Origin of the sequence: Pseudomonas sp. dw_612 (genome assembly GCF_018449725.1) — a bacterium.
In the GTDB taxonomy this organism is placed as follows: domain Bacteria; phylum Pseudomonadota; class Gammaproteobacteria; order Pseudomonadales; family Pseudomonadaceae; genus Aquipseudomonas.
The window spans coordinates 178,574-196,512 of the sequence record NZ_JAAVVC010000008.1; the positions used below are offsets into that span (position 1 = coordinate 178,574).

The 17,939-nt window shown below is 58.6% G+C and carries 15 protein-coding genes; 8 read left to right on the forward strand and 7 right to left on the reverse strand.

Going from position 1 to position 17,939, the window contains the following annotated elements:
• Positions 1–167: 167 nt before the first annotated feature.
• Positions 168–536 (forward strand): DUF427 domain-containing protein, encoded by a 369-nt coding sequence (locus HB680_RS15110; RefSeq protein WP_213939423.1) that lies wholly within the window; start codon positions 168–170, stop codon positions 534–536.
• 209 nt (positions 537–745) lie between these two features.
• On the opposite strand, the gene lldD is transcribed toward HB680_RS15110, so the two are convergent.
• The 3 genes from lldD to HB680_RS15125 all read right to left on the reverse strand — a co-directional run bounded on the left by lldD (position 746) and on the right by HB680_RS15125 (position 5,577).
• Positions 746–1,888, reverse strand: a complete 1,143-nt coding sequence (gene lldD, locus HB680_RS15115) for an FMN-dependent L-lactate dehydrogenase LldD (RefSeq protein ID WP_213939424.1) — start codon at positions 1,886–1,888, stop codon at positions 746–748.
• Between the two features lie 286 nt (positions 1,889–2,174).
• Positions 2,175–3,797 (reverse strand): MFS transporter, encoded by a 1,623-nt coding sequence (locus HB680_RS15120; protein ID WP_213939425.1) that lies wholly within the window; start codon positions 3,795–3,797, stop codon positions 2,175–2,177.
• A gap of 58 nt (positions 3,798–3,855) precedes the next feature.
• A complete protein-coding gene (locus HB680_RS15125; protein WP_213939426.1) occupies positions 3,856–5,577 on the reverse strand; it encodes a GMC family oxidoreductase N-terminal domain-containing protein in 1,722 nt (573 codons plus the stop codon).
• A 121-nt stretch (positions 5,578–5,698) separates the two neighbouring features.
• On the opposite strand from HB680_RS15125, the gene HB680_RS15130 reads away from it, so the two are divergent.
• Complete coding sequence (locus HB680_RS15130) at positions 5,699–6,595, forward strand: LysR family transcriptional regulator (protein ID WP_213939427.1); 897 nt, start codon at positions 5,699–5,701, stop codon at positions 6,593–6,595.
• Positions 6,596–6,798: 203 nt separating this feature from the next.
• Here HB680_RS15130 and HB680_RS15135 read toward each other — a convergent pair whose 3' ends face one another.
• Positions 6,799–7,197, reverse strand: coding sequence for a carbohydrate-binding module family 20 domain-containing protein (locus HB680_RS15135; protein ID WP_218627679.1), 399 nt, complete (start codon positions 7,195–7,197; stop codon positions 6,799–6,801).
• A 276-nt stretch (positions 7,198–7,473) separates the two neighbouring features.
• Between HB680_RS15135 and HB680_RS15140 the strand changes: the two genes are divergently transcribed.
• The 3 genes from HB680_RS15140 (at position 7,474) to HB680_RS15150 (ending at position 10,859) form a co-directional block, all read left to right on the forward strand.
• Positions 7,474–8,844 carry a hypothetical protein gene (locus HB680_RS15140; protein WP_213939429.1) on the forward strand — a complete coding sequence of 457 codons (1,371 nt, stop codon included), beginning with the start codon at positions 7,474–7,476 and terminating at the stop codon, positions 8,842–8,844.
• Positions 8,845–8,930: 86 nt separating this feature from the next.
• Positions 8,931–9,872, forward strand: coding sequence for a halovibrin HvnC (locus HB680_RS15145; RefSeq protein WP_213939430.1), 942 nt, complete (start codon positions 8,931–8,933; stop codon positions 9,870–9,872).
• 618 nt (positions 9,873–10,490) lie between these two features.
• Complete coding sequence (locus HB680_RS15150) at positions 10,491–10,859, forward strand: DUF6124 family protein (RefSeq protein WP_213939431.1); 369 nt, start codon at positions 10,491–10,493, stop codon at positions 10,857–10,859.
• A 213-nt stretch (positions 10,860–11,072) separates the two neighbouring features.
• Here the strand turns inward: HB680_RS15150 and HB680_RS15155 are convergent, their stop codons facing one another.
• From HB680_RS15155 to HB680_RS15165, 3 genes are all read right to left on the reverse strand, one after another.
• Positions 11,073–12,176 (reverse strand): DNA alkylation repair protein, encoded by a 1,104-nt coding sequence (locus HB680_RS15155; RefSeq protein ID WP_213939432.1) that lies wholly within the window; start codon positions 12,174–12,176, stop codon positions 11,073–11,075.
• A gap of 25 nt (positions 12,177–12,201) precedes the next feature.
• Positions 12,202–12,819: a glutathione S-transferase gene (locus tag HB680_RS15160; RefSeq protein ID WP_213939433.1), complete on the reverse strand. Its 618-nt coding sequence runs from the start codon at positions 12,817–12,819 to the stop codon at positions 12,202–12,204.
• An 83-nt stretch (positions 12,820–12,902) separates the two neighbouring features.
• Complete coding sequence (locus HB680_RS15165) at positions 12,903–13,823, reverse strand: MurR/RpiR family transcriptional regulator (RefSeq protein ID WP_213939434.1); 921 nt, start codon at positions 13,821–13,823, stop codon at positions 12,903–12,905.
• 310 nt (positions 13,824–14,133) lie between these two features.
• On the opposite strand from HB680_RS15165, the gene iolC reads away from it, so the two are divergent.
• The 3 genes from iolC (at position 14,134) to iolB (ending at position 17,938) form a co-directional block, all read left to right on the forward strand.
• On the forward strand, positions 14,134–16,071 hold the full coding sequence (gene iolC, locus HB680_RS15170) for a 5-dehydro-2-deoxygluconokinase (protein ID WP_213939435.1): 1,938 nt from the start codon (positions 14,134–14,136) through the stop codon (positions 16,069–16,071).
• A gap of 167 nt (positions 16,072–16,238) precedes the next feature.
• Positions 16,239–17,132 carry a myo-inosose-2 dehydratase gene (gene iolE, locus HB680_RS15175; protein ID WP_213939436.1) on the forward strand — a complete coding sequence of 298 codons (894 nt, stop codon included), beginning with the start codon at positions 16,239–16,241 and terminating at the stop codon, positions 17,130–17,132.
• On the forward strand, positions 17,129–17,938 hold the full coding sequence (iolB, locus tag HB680_RS15180) for a 5-deoxy-glucuronate isomerase (RefSeq protein WP_213939437.1): 810 nt from the start codon (positions 17,129–17,131) through the stop codon (positions 17,936–17,938). Before iolE ends, iolB begins: the two co-directional genes overlap by 4 nt.
• Position 17,939: the final 1 nt, after the last annotated feature.

A 17,939-nucleotide genomic window follows, 5' to 3' on the forward strand; every position in this document is an offset into this window, starting at 1 on the left:
TGATTTTGTAGTTCCGTTCGGCTGCGAAGCAGTCGCGTCAGCCAAACATGCGTTATACCTGACAGTCGTGGTCACAGATTTTTGAGGGCTGCCGCACACCGCGTTTTCGTTCATCGCGAGCAAGCTTTGCTCCTACAGGTCCATCACCGTCATGAGGAACGCATTCCATGAAAAGCTCCGGTCCCAGTCCTGTCATCACCATCGCCGAGCAACCCGGTTGCCTGCTGGTGAAGTTCCACGGCATCCAGGTGGCCGCCTCCGCCCGGGCCCTGGTGTTGCTTGAGGCCAACTATCCTGCGGTGTATTACGTCCCGCGCGAAGACATCGACGAAAAGTATTTTGCCCGCACCGATCACACCAGTTATTGCCCCTACAAGGGCGATGCCAGCTATTTCAGTTTGCAGATTCCGGGGCATGAAGGCGCGAATGCGGTATGGAGTTATGAGAACCCCAAGGTGTCTGTGGAGCAGATTCGCAACTATGTCGCGTTCTATCCCGATCAGGTGAAGTTCGAGATCATTGAAAATTTTGAGTGATTGTGGTGAGGACGCTTGCCCTAAGGCCTATTAGTTAAGCCTCGGGCACCACAATCCCTGTGGGAGCGAGCTTGCTCGCGATGACGATCTATCGCTTGGCGCATGTGTCGTCTGCCAGTCCGCTATCGCGAGCAAGCTCGCTCCCACAGGTTCTGTGACTTGACTGACTGGCATCGGGGCAAGCTTCCTCGCCTCAAGGCTTGCTCAATTTAGCGAAGCGCAGCCACCAACGTCGATTCATCAATCTGCCCAATCGACGTCACCCCGGTCAACGTCATGGCCACGCGCATTTCCTTGGCGAAAATATCCAGCATGTTTTCCACCCCGCGTTGACCATCCGCCGCCAACGCATAAGCCATGGACCGCCCCAACAGCACGCCTTTCGCCCCCAGCGCCAGCATCCGCACCACATCCAGCCCCGAGCGAATCCCCGAATCCACCAGTACCGTCAGATCATTGCCGACGGCCTGCATGATCGGCGGCAACGCCTTGGTGGTCGACAGCACGCCATCCAGCTGCCGCCCGCCGTGGTTCGACACGACAATCCCATCCGCGCCAAAGCTCACTGCATCTTTTGCATCCTGCGGATCGAGGATGCCTTTGATGATCATCGGGCCTTTCCAGAACTCACGAATCCACTCCAGATCGCTCCAGCTGATCGACGGGTCGAAGTTATTGGCCAGCCAGCCCATGTAGTCTTCGAGGGTGACGGCTTTGCCCAGGTACTTCGAGATATTGCCCAAGTCGTGCGGGCGTCCCATAAGGCCGACGTTGAACGCCCAATCAGGCCGGGTCATCGCCTGAAGCATTCGCCGCGACGAGGCAAACGGGCCGGACATGCCCGAGTGTGCATCCCGGTAGCGAGCACCAGGCGTCGGCATGTCCACGGTAAACACCAGATTCTTCACCCCGGCAGCCTTCGCCCGCTCCAGAGCGTTTTTCATGAAGCCCCGGTCTTTCAGCACATACAGTTGAAACCAGATCGATTGTTGGCTTTGCGCCGAAACCTCCTCGATCGAACACACCGACACCGTGGACAGGCACAGCGGGATGCCTTTGTTCTCGGCGGCTTTCACGGCCTGCACCTCACCACGCCGGGCGAACATGCCCGTCAGGCCAACCGGCGCGAGGATGATCGGCATCGAAAGCGGTTGATCGAAGAGGGTGGTTTCGAGGCTCAGGGTTTCGACGTTCTTCAGAATGCGCTGACGCAGGCTGATGCCGGTCAAGTCGGCGCTGTTGGCCCGCAGCGTGTGCTCGGCATAAGCGCCGCCATCAATGTAATCGAACAGGAATCGGGGAAGTTTGCGCCGTGCGGCCTCGCGGTAGTCGGATGCGGATGAAATGATCATGGGGCCTCGTTCTGTGGGGTGGCGGGGCTAAAATGTTCATCGAGCTTAACCTGTTGCGAGGTGCTGTAGCAGCTGCCGAGGCACGAGGCTGCGTTCGGCTGCGAAGCAGTCGTGAAATCAAGCAACGCGGTGTTTCAGCAAGACCGTGTGCCGAGAGTTGACGACTGCTTCGCAGGCGAACGCAGCCTCGTGCCTCGGCAGCTGCTACAGGGCGAACGCAGCCTCGTGCCTCGGCAGTTGCTACACGAGCCGAGCGCAGTTGCAACAAGGGCGTAATTCGGGGTGATCAGTTTTTATCGAGATCCACGTTCTTCGTCTCACGCAAACAAATCAGCCCCACAATCAAACTCACCCCGGTAATCACCACCGGGTACCACAGCCCATAAAAGATGTCCCCGGTGTACACCACCAACGCAAACGACACGGTCGGCAGGAACCCGCCGAACCAGCCGTTGCCGATGTGGTAGGGCAGGGACATCGAGGTGTAGCGGATGCGCGTCGGGAACAGTTCGACCATCAGCGCCGCCAGCGGGCCGTAGCACATGGCAGAGATAATGATCAGCACGACCATCAACGCCACGATCATGGTTTTGTTGACCTGCTGGGTATCGGCTTGCGACGGATAACCCGCCAGAGTCACCGCGCCACGCAGGGCCGCTTCGTCGTAGCCATCTATTTTCACGTCGCCGATGCTGACTTGCACGCCCGCGCCCGCCGGAGCGGCAGCGCTGGTGTAAGGCAGGCCCTGTTTGACGAGGAAGGTCTTGACCTTGTCGCACGGGCTGTCAAATTTCGCCTTGCCCACCGGGTCGAACTGGAAGGTACAGGTGGCCGGGTCGGCCAGTACGGTTATCGGTGCCTGTTGGCGGGCCTGGTCGACCGCCGGGTTGGCGTAGTGGGCGATGGATTTGAAGATCGGAAAGTACAGCGCGGTGGCCAGCAACAGGCCGATCATCAGCACCGGTTTGCGCCCGACCTTGTCCGACAGCCAGCCGAAAAAGATGAAGAACGGCGCGCCAATGATCACGCTGACAATCAGCAGACTATTGGCCAGCGCCGGGTCCATTTTCAGGAACTGCGTGAGGAAGAACAGCACGTAGAACTGCGCGGCGTAGAAGGTCACCGCTTGCCCGGCGTTGATGCTGAACAGCGCAATCAGCACCACTTTGAGGTTTTCCCATTTGCCGAAGGAATCGCGCAGTGGCTGCTTGCACAGCTTGCCTTCTTCTTTCATTTTCACGAAGGCCGGCGACTCGTGCAGACTCAGGCGAATCCAGGTCGAAATGCCCAGCAGCACGATGGAAAACAGAAACGGAATGCGCCAGCCCCAGACTTCAAACTGGTCACCGGTGAAGTAGCGGCAACCGAGCACCACCAGCAACGACAGCAGCAGGCCGAGGGTCGCAGTGGACTGAATCCAACTGGTGTGGAAGCCGCGTTTGCCCATCGGCGCGTGTTCCGCCACGTAAGTCGCGGCGCCGCCGTACTCGCCACCAAGGGCCAGGCCCTGGAGCATGCGCAGTACCACGAGAATGATCGGCGCGGCGATGCCGATGCTGGCGTAGGTCGGCAGCAAACCGACGCAGAACGTCGCCAGGCCCATGAGCACGATGGTCGCGAGGAACGTGTATTTACGTCCGATCATGTCCCCCAACCGACCGAACACCAGCGCCCCGAACGGCCGCACGATGAAGCCGGCAGCGAACGCCATGAGCGCGAAGATAAACGCCGTGGTGTCGTTGACCCCGGCGAAAAACTGCTTGCTGATCACCGCCGCGAGGGCGCCGTAGAGGAAAAAGTCATACCACTCGAACACCGTCCCCAGGGACGAAGCGAAGATGACTTTCTTGGTGCCGCTGCTGACGCCCGCGCTGCGCGTGGCTTCCAGGGGCTGAACGTGTTCTGACATATCGGTATCCCTCACAGTGATTGTTTTTGTTGTTCCACTGGTGTTGCGTGTCCGTGAATCAGATGCGAATCCCTTGTGGGAGCGGGCTTGCTCGCGAAAGCGGTGTGTCAGTCAATATCTCTGTCGACTGACCGGACGCCTTCGCGAGCAAGCCCGCTCCCACAGGTGGGGTGTGTACAGCAGGGTTTAGGATCAACTGCGCCGCCTTCTCGGCAATCATCAGCGTAGGCGAACAGGTGTTGCCCGAGGTGATACGCGGCATGATCGACGCATCGGCGATACGTAAACCGGGAATGCCATGCACCTTGAGCTGGGCATCCACCACCGCATCCCCGTCATTGCCCATCCGGCACGTACCCACCGGGTGGAAAATCGTCGTACCAATCCGCGCCGCTGCTTCGTGCAATTCCTCTTCACTCTGCAAACTGTCACCCGGCAAATACTCGACCGGATTAAACGCCGCCAGCGCCGGTGCAGCCACGATGCGTCGGGTCAGACGAATCGCATCCGCCGCCACCCGCAGATCCTCGGGATGACTCAAATAGTTAGGCTGAATCAACGGCGCGTCCTGCGGATCGGCACTGCGAATTTCAATTCGTCCACGGCTCTGCGGCCGCAGATCACACACCGACGCCGTGAACGCAGGAAACCCATGCAACGGCTCGCCAAACCGCTCCAGCGACAGCGGCTGCACGTGATATTCCAGATTCGCTGACGTCTGTTCCGGCCCAGACCGGGCAAACGCGCCCAACTGACTCGGCGCCATGGACAGCGGCCCGCTGCGGTCATAGAGGTAGCGCAGGCCCATGCCCATCTTGCCCCACACACTGCCGGCGATCTGGTTCAGGGTGCGGGCGTTTTCCAGTTTGTAGATCAGCCGTAGTTGCAGGTGATCCTGCAGATTGCCGCCCACGCCGGGCAGCTCATGCACCACGCCAATTCCCAGGCGTTGCAGCAACGGACGCGGGCCGATCCCGGAGCGTTGCAGGATGCTCGGCGAACCCACGGAGCCGGCGCACAGCACGATCTCCTTGCGCGCCTTGAAGGTTTTCGCCTGGCCTTGGTAGCGAGTGATGACCGCAGAGGCGCGACCGTTTTCCAACAATACGCGATCGACTTCAACGTCGGTTAGCACAGTGAGATTGGCGCGATTTCGGATCGGTTTGAGAAACGCCTTGGCCGCGTTCCAGCGAATCCCGGCCTTCTGGTTGACCTGAAAGTAACCGCAGCCTTCGTTATCGCCCTGGTTGAAGTCGTCGATGCTGGCAATGCCGCTTTGCTCGGCAGCGCTGCGAAAGGCATCCAGAATCGGCCATGACAGCCGTTGGCGTTCGATCCGCCATTCCCCGGCCGCGCCGTGAAATTCCGAGTCGCCGGCAAAGTGGTTTTCGCTTTGCTTGAACAGTGGCAGCACGTCTTTCCAGGCCCAGCCCGGATTGCCGTCCGCCGCCCAGCCATCGTAATCGCCCGCCTGGCCGCGCATGTAGATCATGCCGTTGATCGAGGAACAACCACCGAGCACTTTGCCCCGTGGATAGCTCAGCGTGCGACCTTGCAGGCCGGATTGCGCTTCGGTCTTGAAACACCAGTCAGTGCGCGGGTTACCGATGCAGAACAGGTAACCCACCGGAATATGAATCCACGGATAGTTATCGCGCCCGCCGGCTTCGAGCAGCAGCACCCGGTGTTGCGCGTTGGCCGACAATCGATTGGCCAGCAAACACCCGGCCGGCCCGGCGCCGACCACGATGTAATCGTATTCATCCTGGGAGGTCTGCATCCCTTACCTCGTATTTTTTTTGTTGTTGGGCTTCATCCTAGTTGTTAGCTTTCGTATAAAGAATGTTAGTTTTTGCGCAGCTGCTGTGCGTTTTCAGACAGCGTAGCCCTAAGGAAGCCTGATGTTCGATTGGAACGACCTACGGTTTTTTCTCGAATTGCAACGCAGCGGCCGCTTGCTCACCGCCGCCCGCCGCTTGAACACCACCCACGCCACCGTGGCCCGGCACATCGAGGCGATTGAAAAAAGCCTCGGCACGGCGCTGTTCGTCCAGCACGCCCAGGGTTACCAGCTAACCCCGGCCGGCGAGGCGCTGCTCAAACACGCCGAAGCCATGGAAAACGTGGCGCTGCTGGCCCAGGAAGAAATCACCCAATCCACCGCGCCGCTGGGCAAAATCCGCGTTGGCGTGACCGAAGGGTTGGGCATCATGTTCCTCGCCAGCCGCATGAACGGCCTGTTTGAACGCTACCCCGGCCTCGAAGTGGAACTGGTCGCCGTGCCGCGCTTCGTCAGCATCCTCAACCGCGAAGCCGAAATCAGCATCCACCTCGAACGCCCGGCCGCCGACATGCTGGTCACGCGCAAACTCACCGACTATCGCCTGGCGCTCTACGCCAGCCAGGCCTACCTCGACAAAGCGCCACCACTCAACAGCCGCGAAGACCTCGGCCGCCATGCGTGGATCGGCTACGTCGACGACCTGCTGTTCAGCCAGGAACTGATGTTCCTCAACAGCTTCTGTCGCAACCCCCAAGTCGTGTTCCACAGCACCAGCGTCATCGCCCAGCAACAAGCCGCGCGCTCGGGGCTGGGGATCGCGGTGCTGCCGTGTTACATGGCCGCTGATGATGCGCAATTGGTGCCGTTATTGCCGGAGGAGAGCATTCTGCGCAGCTACTGGATCAGCACGCGGCGGGAGTTGCACAAGTCAGTGCGGCTGCGGGTGTTGTGGGATTACGTGGTGGGGTTGTGTGAGCGCGAGCAAGACTTATTGCTGGGCCCCAATCCCCTGTAAATGCAAATCCCCCTGTGGGAGCGGGCTTGCTCGCGAAGACGTCGGCACAGCCAGAACCCCTGTCACCTGACACACTGCATTCGCGAGCAAGCTCCCACATTTGTTCGCACGATTTATGGCCAACACAGTCCCCTGTAGGAGCTGTCGAGTGAAACGAGGCTGCGATCTTTTGATCCTTTCATCAGCCCCTCGCCCACAACACGTCAAAAAGTCCCGACACTCTTCGCCGTAAAAGCCAACTTAACAATGTTGTTGGGATCTGCCTGCCACTTCTGCACGTCGGTCGGTACGGTTTCGTTGCGCACGATGCATTTCCATTCCACATTTTTACCGTCGTCCGCACCGGGGAAAAGTACTTTCCCGGTCCATGTAGGGTAAGCAGCAGCATCGAGCTTTATGGCGTTGGCCGGGTCCCAGTTCCCCAGGTTCGGATGGTTGCCCACAACATAAACGCTATAGCCCGGTGTCGTGACGCCGTTGTCGCATTGGAAGGTCACTTCATCTTTTAGCGGCGTCCACTGCCCACCTTGGGCATATTGAAACATCAACAGCATCGCCAACAAGAGAGCACTCAGCGGCAACAAATAACGATCGCGAGACATGACGAACACCTCAAGTTATTCCAGTGGGCGCAGCTTATCCCCGACTGAAATGAAATTGACCTGTCATAAATGACAGTTCTTTAGAGCGCTTCGCGATAGTTGAATCGTTGCTTAGTAGCCGTGAAATTGTTTATCACGATGATGGGGGTTGCCTTCAGTCCCGACCATTTATCCGAAAACTACCCCAACCTGTAATTTCTGACAGTAGCCAACCTTTCCTGTCCGAGCGTTTGATATCCCCATGGGTACGGGTTATTACGTCGAAAGGAGCAAAGCATGAGCAAGCAATCCGACACATCAAACGTATCTGGCGCGCTTGCGCTGGACTATCTAATCCTGCCTGGCTGGGTACAAACGGTTCAACCTCCAGGCCTGGCTCATGGTGGGGTCTCTATTAAGGTGGCCGAGCAAGACAACGCCAGAGGACTTCTGTGCTTGATTGATCCGTGGCCAGACAGCGTGTTTGCGGTATTGGCTGTCTTTGACCGGGTCAATCTGCACCTCAATGGCGACACTCGGCCCGTGGACGGCAAAACCATTGCTCTAGGCGAGGAGAACGATCGAGTCGCTCTGTATGTACCTGTTGGTGCGCTACGCGACGGTGTCAACCAACTTCATTACGAGGTTATCCGCGTGAGCGGAAATCGTGAGTCTTCGAACGCACTGAACGTGTTGTTTTATCGCCCGGGTCCCACGAGTTTGCGCCTGGTCCTGCCAGCGGATGTGGTGCGGGACGGTGTCAGTGCCGCTCGCGCCGCACAAGGGGTGATTTGCGAATGCCACTACAGCACGCCCCACGCCTATGACACGGTGCGCTTGACCGGTAATTCCGCCACCGACAGCCGAACGGTGGTGGCGGGGCAGAACTCCCCCATATTGTTTACGCTCTACACCGATTTTTTCCGTAGGGCCGGCGATAACCCGGCAGCGCCGTTCTTTTTCGTCGCCGAGGATCAGTTGGGTAATCGTGCGCAATCGGCGACCGTTAACATCGATATTCACCTTGACCGAGTGGACCTGGACCTGCGCCCACCCGTGGTGTTGGAAGCCAGGGAAGCCGGTGGTACACGCCTGAACTTCCAGAAAGACTTTTATGAAGCGGATTTCGCTACCGTGACGGTCAATTACACCGGCTCCGCACCCGGGCAAACCGTGAAGTTGTATGCCATCGGCCGCGCCAATACTTACGGTTCGGAAATCCAGACCGTCCAGGCCACCGGGCAAACCTTGACCTTCCGGGTCCCGCGTCTGGAAGTAGTTGATTCGATCGGTTCGCGCATGACGTTCTACTACACCGTCAGGCTGCCCAGTACGAGTGAGGATAAGGAATCGCGATCGCTCGGTGTCGATGTCACCGCTCAACCGCTTCGTCTTCCCGAACCGACACTCAATGCCGGCAGGAATAATGCCCGAGTGTATTACCCCGCCCTGGTTGGCGAGTACCGAGTGCGGCTGAGGTTGTACGGTGTCGTTATCAGGAATTCTGACGAGATCTATATCAACAGGCCTGACTACATGGACATCGCCATCCCGCGAGACTGGCTGACTGAAAACATGAGCAGGGACGTCATCTTCAACTACACGCTGAGAAAAACCGGCACGAGCGAACTTATTCAATTTTCCTGGTGTTTGAGAGTGCAACTGTAACGCGGCATTCGAACTCCGGCTAACCCATTTTTATCGGGCTTAAATACAGCGACTTATTGTCGCTGTCTTCAGGCGAGGGCATTCTCATGCGCAAAATAATTGCATTCCTGTTCGTGACGCTAATGGTCGGTTGCAGTCAGCAATCGGTTCAACCTGTTATTGATACCACTGTTCCGAGAACGCCATTAAGCCAAACAATGGCCGGCCCGGAAGTTGCTGCTCAACTCAATACGCTATACGGACGAAGATTTACCAACTGCAACAACTCGGATTCGCAACCGGCATTCCTGTGTTCCGGTGTCACCCTGCGTGTCACGGTCAAAGACCCGGCCGGCGTATATAAAGTATGGGACCCCAGTCCAACGTCAGTGGCCAGCGGTGGTGTGTCATTTTCCTATTTGCGGGCCGACAGCAATTTTGGGCGGCTGGCGTGGGGCAATACCAATGGCTTGATTTTCTACCCCATTTTCGAGGCCCCGGTAGACAAGATTGACGTGGACTATCTGTGTGCCTACCCCATGGACGGTTGGAACTGGCACCGCACCTCGCCTTGTGGCATACACGCTTCTTATCCGAGCCAAAGCGGGCCTTGTCAGAATTCAAATATAATCATCGCCGAACAATGGATGACTCTCTGGAACAGTTCGCCCTCGAACCAGAACATCCGGCAATGCAGTTTCGACATCCGGGACGAAAGAAACACCTTGGCCGGCCCTGCGTTTTATCAGTTTGTGCGGGCGAAGGGGTTGCTTGGCGCTACCGGATTCGGTGAACAAAACGAGATCGTGATAAAAACCTGGCCGGCCGGTCGACCTAACACACTTCCGCTGATGGCATTCTTTTACGTACAGGGAGGCCCGAGTACAGCCTTGGCCGACGCTCAATACAATCAACGGGATTTCTACAACTCCACTAACCCGCGCATCACCGTGCCGATTATCCGTCTGACCATGGCAACTTCAGCTGCGGGGACCGCCAACTTCTCTTATATCCAAGCTGATCAAGTGGTCAGTGCCAAAAGAAATTAACGTCGCGGGAGTGCGCTTGTTTGTTTTTTGATCGGAGGGTGTTCGTGAATTTTTTGGCCGACTCTGATCCCCTGTGGGAGCGAGCCTGCTCGCGAAGGCGCCGCCACAGCCACAAGCAATGTCACCTGACACACCGCTTTCGCGAGCAGGCTCGCTCCCACATGGGTTCGGCGCTGTTCGCAGGATTTGTGGCCGAAACAGTCCCTTGTAGGAGCAAAGCTTGCTCGCGATGGCGGCAGTTGGCGCACTGCATAAACATGTTTAACCACGACTGTTTAAAGACACTCGGTGTTACGTCATAAGCGGCTACAACGCCTTGCGCCGTTGCCTACGCGTACGCCAGAATCCGCCGGCTTGTGCGGCTTTGGGGGGGGCTATATCGTTTCCGGGTCACTGCAAAACAGTGATCGGGTTTGGTAGCCCGCTTCGTTATCAGCCGCATGGCAACACCTTATGACGTCTCTTTCTTGGGACTCTGTTTTTATGGTGGTCATGCGTGGGGCCCCTTGTGGGCGCCGGGTTCTGGTACGACCGGTCTACCAACCCACGTATGGCCGCCACCCTTCGTTTGGTAGCGAGAGTGATGGCTCCCTAAAATTCGTATCAGAGGTTCCATCCATGTTCAAAGTTACTCCCAACCCCCCAGATACCGGTCCAGTACCCTACGACGCCTCTTTTGATCTTGACCCCAAGAAAATAAAAGCGGCGGCCGACCGCGCCCTCAGCTTCTACCTCAACCCCGGGGCGACGAAAACGCAGATACCGCCCCGCAGGTCCGGCACCTTCTTCACCATCGACGCAGCGGTGGATGACGAAACGTTGCTCGTCGACGCCAGCGAATCGTTGGCCTCAGCCCGCGAGATGGTCAACGACCTCGCCGAGCTGGAGGACGGCGCGCGACGCCGTACGATGCTGGTGCTGCATCGGGTGATCCTGATGGGAGAGTTAGCGGTCAATCGCGTACTGGATAACCACAAGCCTGGGTAGCAGCCGGGCGTTTCCCTTGTAGGAGCGAAGCTTGCTCGCGAAGGCGTCAGGTCTGACACACCGCGTCATCGTTCTTCGCGTGCAAGCCTCGCTCCTACATTTGCGCCTTACGCTGTCAATGTAGGAGCTGCCGAAGGCTGCGATCTTTTGATCTTGTTTTAAAGGCAAAGTCAAAAGATCGCAGCCTTCGGCAGCTCCTACGGGGAGCGTATTTCAGGCGAGGATTTCGAATGAGGTACTGGCCAACCGCTCGCCATTCACCATGATGTGCACGGCATGCTCACCGGCGTAATGCCTGCGCGTGGTCAACTCCTTGATCTGCTGCCCACGACTGACGAGTTCACTGGCATGCCCTGGCAGGGTCAGTGCTTTGAGCTTGAACACCTTCGCCGAAGTGCTGCCATTGGCTTTCACATAGTCAATCGCATAATCAATCACCAACCGCTGACTCGCCGCCATCGTGGATTTCACCGTAAACGACAACGCAATTTTCTCCCCCAACCGAATCACGGCCGGTTCAACCTTCACCCCGACAATCTCAACCTCAGGCTTGCCGCCAGCCCCAATCACCGCCAACGCCCGTTGATTGCCCTGTTTGATCAAACTGCGCAGCGCATGCTTGGCAATCCACGCGGTGTGTTTGTTCTCCAGCGACCAACCCTCGATCAAATCCAGTACCCACTCGGGATGATCCTTGGTGATGTCATTGAGGTGATTGGCCACGGACTTGCGCACGTAGAGGCTTTCATCAGCCTTGAGGTTATCGAGAATCGCCGCCGCCAACGTCGGGTCAGCCTGAATCGGTTCCAGGCGAAACGACCACGGCAAACGCGGGCGACTGCCTTCGCTGGCCAGCCTGCGCACATGTTCGTTTTCATCCAGGGACCAGACCTGCATCAGCGCCAATGAGCGCTCAAGATCGCTGCGCAGAAAATGCCGGATTGCGAACTCAGAGGAACCGAATGAGGTGAAAAACTTGAGCGCTTCCATCGACTGCTCAAAGTCATGCGCGCCATACATCGCCACATAATGCGGCAACGAGATGCTGACAAACCCGCTATTCAGCCGAGGGGCGAGGGCGCGCAGCACGTCGAGGGATTGTTCATAACCCAACGGCAACACCGCATGCAGGCACTCGCTGACCCGCGCCATGCGCTGCATGATCGACAGCTCGGCGAGTCCGTCATTGGCCATTTTCAGGAAGGCTTTGGCATTGAACGCCGGGTAAACCGCCGTCATTTCGGTCGCGATGTGCTTGAGGCGCTCGGCGTTGAAGATTTCCTTCAGCGCCGGGGCAGAGGTTTCAGCGGCGGTCATGGGCGAGTCCGTGGCGGAGGGAGGCTCAGGTTATCGGGGTCGCGACGAATGCCTCAAGCTTTTCCGCCTCGGCGGTGAATTGAGCGATCCTCGGAAACCGCGAAGCATCGACCTGATCCGGCACTACAAGGTTAGTGAAACTCCAGGCGACTGCGACGGTAATCCCGTCTTGGGCGATCTCGGAACCACCCGACAATGGCTGCTTCGACAGCTCCCGCTCCAACGCCGAATAGGCCGCAGCGAGTTGCCCTTCAACCCGCTCGACCCACGGCTGATACTGAATGTCCGCCGGCCGCAGATTACGTTCGTAGTAAAGCTGCACCGATTTTTCACACGCTGCCAATGCCAGCCCGATCACCCGCAACGAACGCAGACGCTGCTTCAAATCACCCGGCATCAGGCTTTTCGAAGGGCCGGCCAGCGCTTCCAGGTAGTCGATGATCAGCGTCGAATCCACCAACACCTCACCGTCATCCAGCACCAGCACCAGCGTCGGGGCCTTGACCACCGGGTTGATCTGCTGGAACTGCTCGAAATGCCGAAACACCGACACCGATTCGTGCTCAAGATCGATGCCCAAATGCCTGGCAGAAATCGCCACACGCCGCACATAGGGCGAGTCCAGCATGCCGATCAATTTCATCAACGTTCCCCTGTAGGAGCAAAGCTTGCTCGCGATGCGGACAACCTTAGCCAGCGGTTCTGCAACCTGCAAACGCGCCCGCGCTAATCCTCAAACCCCACCTGCTCATGAATCTCATCCACCTTCAATTCCAACCGATACGCGACCGCAATAAACAACGCCTGGCACAAGCACAACGTCGCACTCAACGAGCGAAACGCAAACGAGCTGCCTTCATTCACCAACAACACTGTGCTCGCGCGCTTGGCCAGCGGCGAGAGGTTGCTGTCGGTGATGATCAGGGTTTTCGCCTGATGGTGCTGGGCGATGCGCAGGCAATGTTGGGTCTCTTTGCCGTAGGGCGTGAAGCTGATGGCGATCACCAGATCATTGGCGCGTACGCTGCGCATCTGTTCGCGATAGCTGCCGCCGAGGCCGGAAACCAGGTGAATGCGCTTGTTGGTGTGTTGCAGGTTGTAAACCAGATAGTCCGCCACCGCGAACGAACGACGCACGCCGACCACGTAGATGTTGTCGGCGTTCACCACTAGGTCCACAGCCTTGTCGAAGGCGACATCGTCAAGTTCCATGCCCAGGCGTTCGATGCCCGACAACGTGGCGTTGACGCACTCGCGCGCGAGGTCGCCGCCGCTGGCCTTCTGCGATTTGTTGGCGATCATGCTGCGGATGCGCTGCTGGTAGTTCTGCACCGGCGTGGTTTTGTGGGTGTAGGCCTCGCGGAACAACGCCTGCATCTCGCTGAAACCGCTGAAACCGAAGCGCTGGGAGAAACGCACGATGGCCGACGGGTGCACTTCGCATTCCCGGGCGATGTCGCTGATGCGATCGACCATGATCCGGTCGCTTTGCTGGCTCATGTAGCTGGCGATGCGTTTGAGCTGGCGCGGCAGGCTTTCGTATTCGTTGGTGATCAGCTGCAGCAAACGCTCGGCGTTGATCGGTGGGCTCTCAAGATCGCTCTCGGGCGTGCTCTCGGTCGTAGCCGGCTGATCGGTGCGGGACATAGGAAATCCTTCTGGCTTGTTCTTATAGGAATGACGAATCGGTCATCCCCTGACAATAGGTTGGCTGTGCGCAGTCTACAGGGTAGGCCGGAATAAAATCTTGGGCTTGCCGTCGGCAAGCGGTCTGCTGAAACGATGAACCTCGTCTGGAACGCTCGTACCGGAGTTTATTGGAAAAAATATTCCACGTAAAAAATATATAGAATAAATATTGATTGTTCGGTCCCGGTCGTTTTAGTCTGCATCCACCAAGAGCGTTCGGCTCGTCCATCGTCCCGAACGCAGGCTGATAAAAATAACAGGAGCCAGCATGGGCCAGACTCGTTTTGCCAGTGGGCGTCAATTGGATCTGATTTGCCTGGGGCGCCTTGGCGTCGACCTCTATGCGCAGCAAGTCGGCGCGCGGTTGGAAGATGTTTCAAGCTTCGCCAAATACCTCGGTGGATCCTCCGCCAACATCGCGTTCGGCACCGCACGCCTGGGCCTCAAGTCGGCCATGTTGAGCCGGGTCGGCGACGACCACATGGGCCGCTTCCTGCTTGAATCCCTGGCCCGCGAAGGCTGTGACGTCAGCGGCATCAAGGTCGATCCGGAGCGTCTGACCGCCATGGTCCTGCTCGGCCTCAAGGACCGCGAAACCTTTCCGTTGGTGTTCTACCGCGAGAATTGCGCCGACATGGCGCTGCGGGCCGAAGACATCAGCGAAGCCTTTATTGCCTCCAGCAAAGCCTTGCTGATCACCGGCACGCATTTCTCCACCGACGGCGTGTACAAGGCGAGCATCCAGGCGCTGGATTACGCCGAGAAGCACAACGTCAAACGCATTCTGGACATCGACTATCGCCCGGTGCTCTGGGGTTTGGCGGGTAAGGCGGACGGTGAAACCCGTTTCGTCGCCGATCAGAACGTCAGCCAGCATGTGCAGAAAATCCTCCCGCGTTTCGACTTGATCGTCGGCACTGAAGAAGAGTTTTTGATTGCCGGTGGTTCCGAGGATTTGCTTACCGCTTTGCGTAACGTGCGGCGTCTGAGTAATGCGACGCTGGTGGTCAAGCTCGGCCCGCAAGGTTGTACGGTGATTCACGGCGTCATCCCGGTGCGTCTTGAAGACGGCGCGATCTACCCCGGCGTGCGCGTGGAAGTGCTCAACGTGCTGGGTGCCGGCGATGCCTTTATGTCGGGCTTCCTCGCCGGTTGGCTGGAAGACGCCAGCGACGAGCGTTGCTGCCAATTGGCCAATGCCTGCGGTGGGCTGGTGGTGTCGCGCCACGCCTGCGCCCCGGCGATGCCGACCCGCGCCGAACTCGACTATCTGTTCAACAGCCCGGTGCCGATTACCCGGCCGGATCAGGACGCCACGTTACAACGCCTGCATCAAGTCAGCGTGCCGCGCAAACAGTGGAAGCAACTGTTCATCTTCGCCTTCGACCATCGCGGGCAACTGGTGGAACTGGCGCACAAGGGCGGTCGCGATCTCGCGGCGATCGGCGAACTGAAACAACTGTTTATTAAAGCCGTGGAGCGGGTCGAAGTGGATTTGCGCGCGCAAGGCATCGAAGCGGATGTCGGGCTGCTCGCCGATCAACGCTTCGGCCAGGATTCGCTGAACGCTGCCACCGGTCGCGGCTGGTGGGTGGCGCGGCCGGTGGAAGTGCAGGGTTCGCGGCCATTGGCCTTCGAACACGGGCGGTCTATCGGCAGCAACCTGATTGCCTGGCCGCAAGAGCAGATCATCAAGTGCCTGGTGCAATTCCACCCGGACGACGAACCGCTGCTGCGTCTGGAACAGGAAGCGCAGCTCAAGGGTTTGTACCAGGCGTCCCAGGTCAGCGGTCATGAACTGCTGCTGGAAATCATCCCGCCGAAGGATCACCCATCGGCCCATCCCGACGTGCTGTACCGTGCGCTGAAACGCCTCTACAACCTGGGCATCTACCCGGCGTGGTGGAAGATCGAAGCGCAAAGTGCCGAGGAATGGAAACAGCTGGATGAGTTGATTCAGGAGCGCGACCCGTACTGCCGTGGCGTGGTGTTGCTGGGCCTGAATGCGCCGGCGGCGGCGTTGGCCGAAGGGTTTCAGCAGGCCAGCCAGAGCCAGACGTGCCGTGGATTTGCCGTGGGCCGCACGATCTTCCAGGAACCGAGCCGGGCGTGGATGGCGGGGGAAATCGACGATGAAACGCTGATCCGCCAGGTGCAAGGCACGTTTGTCGAATTGATAGATGCGTGGCGCACGGCCCGAAGCTGAACATTTTCGATATGTAACACTGAACCTGTGGGAGCGAGCTTGCTCGCGATGACGGCGGCACATTCAACATTTAATGTCGCCTGAGACACCGCCATCGCGAGCAAGCTCGCTCCCACAGGGTTCAGTGCCGTATTCAACGGTTAGGTACAACAATAAAAGGTGCAGCCATGCCCGCTATCCGAATTGGCATCAACCCGATCTCCTGGAGCAACGACGACTTGCCGTCCCTCGGTGGCGAGACGCCGCTGAGCACCGCGCTGAGCGAAGGCAAGGAAATCGGTTACGAAGGGTTCGAACTCAACGGTAAATTCCCCAAGGATGCCAAAGGCGTCGGTGACGTGCTGCGGCCTTACGATCTGGCGTTGGTGTCCGGCTGGTACTCCAGTCGGTTGGCCCGCCGTTCGGTGGCCGAGGAAATCGACGCCATCGGCAGCCATGTCGAGCTGCTGGCCAAGAACGGCGCCACGGTGCTGGTCTACGGCGAAGTCGCTGACTCGATTCAGGGCCAGCGCATTCCACTGGTCGAGCGCCCGCGTTTCCACACCGAACAGGCGTGGCAGGCATACGCCGACAAACTCACCGAACTGGCGCGTTTCACACTGTCCCAAGGCGTGCGCCTGGCGTATCACCACCACATGGGCGCCTACGTCGAATCCCCGGCGGACATCGACAAGTTGATGGCGTTGACCGGCAGCGAAGTCGGCCTGCTGTTCGATTCGGGCCATTGCTACATGGGCGGCGGCGAACCGTTGCACGTGCTGCGCAAACACATCGAACGCATTTGCCACGTGCATTTCAAGGACGTGCGCAAACCGGTGGTGCAACTGGCACGCAACCATCTGTGGAGCTTCCCGGACTGCATCATCAACGGCACGTTCACCGTGCCCGGGGATGGCGACATCGACTTCGCCGCGTTGCTCGACGTGTTGCTGGCCGCCGATTACCACGGCTGGCTGGTGGTTGAGGCCGAACAGGATCCAGCGGTGGCGCCGAGTTACGTCTACGCCAAGAAAGGCTTCGACACCTTGCGCGCGCTGCTCGACGAGAGGATTGCACGATGAGCCTGCTGGTCAAAAGCAATGCCCGGGGTCGGACCATGGTCGAACTGGGCAAGGGTGAGCTGGAATACGTCGGTTTCGCCGCGTATCGCTTGAGCCTCGGTGAAACCTTGCCGGTCAGCGCGGGCGATAAAGAACTGTGCCTGGTGCTGCTCAGCGGTCGTATTAGCATGAAGGGCGAAGCGCCGGGGCAGGGCGCGTTCGACTGGGACAACCTCGGTGATCGGCAATCGGTGTTCGAAGACAAATCGCCGTTCGCCGCGTATTTGCCGCCGGGCAGTCAGGCGCAAGTGGTGGCGCTCAGCGACGTGCAAATCGCCGTGTGCGCCGCGCCCGGTTCAACCGCCAACAACCTCGGCCCACGCCTGATTAAACCCGAAACCATGAAGCGCAGCGTGCGCGGCAAGGGCGCGAACACCCGTTACGTCTGCGACATCCTGCCCGACACCGAGCCCGCTCATTCGCTGCTGGTGGTGGAAGTGCGCACGCCGTCCGGGCATTCGTCGAGCTACCCGCCGCACAAGCACGACACCGACGATTTGCCGCACCAGAGCTTTCTCGAAGAAACCTATTACCACCAGATCAACCCGCCCCAGGGCTTCGTGTTCCAGCGGGTCTACACCGACGACCGCAGCATCGATCAGGCCATGGCCGTGGAAAACAGCGATTTGGTGGTGGTACCCAAGGGCTACCACCCGGTCAGCGTGCCGTACGGCTACGAGTCGTATTACCTGAACGTGATGGCCGGGCCGAAACGCGTCTGGCAGTTCCATAACGATCCGCAGCACAGTTGGCTGCTTGATCTTTGAA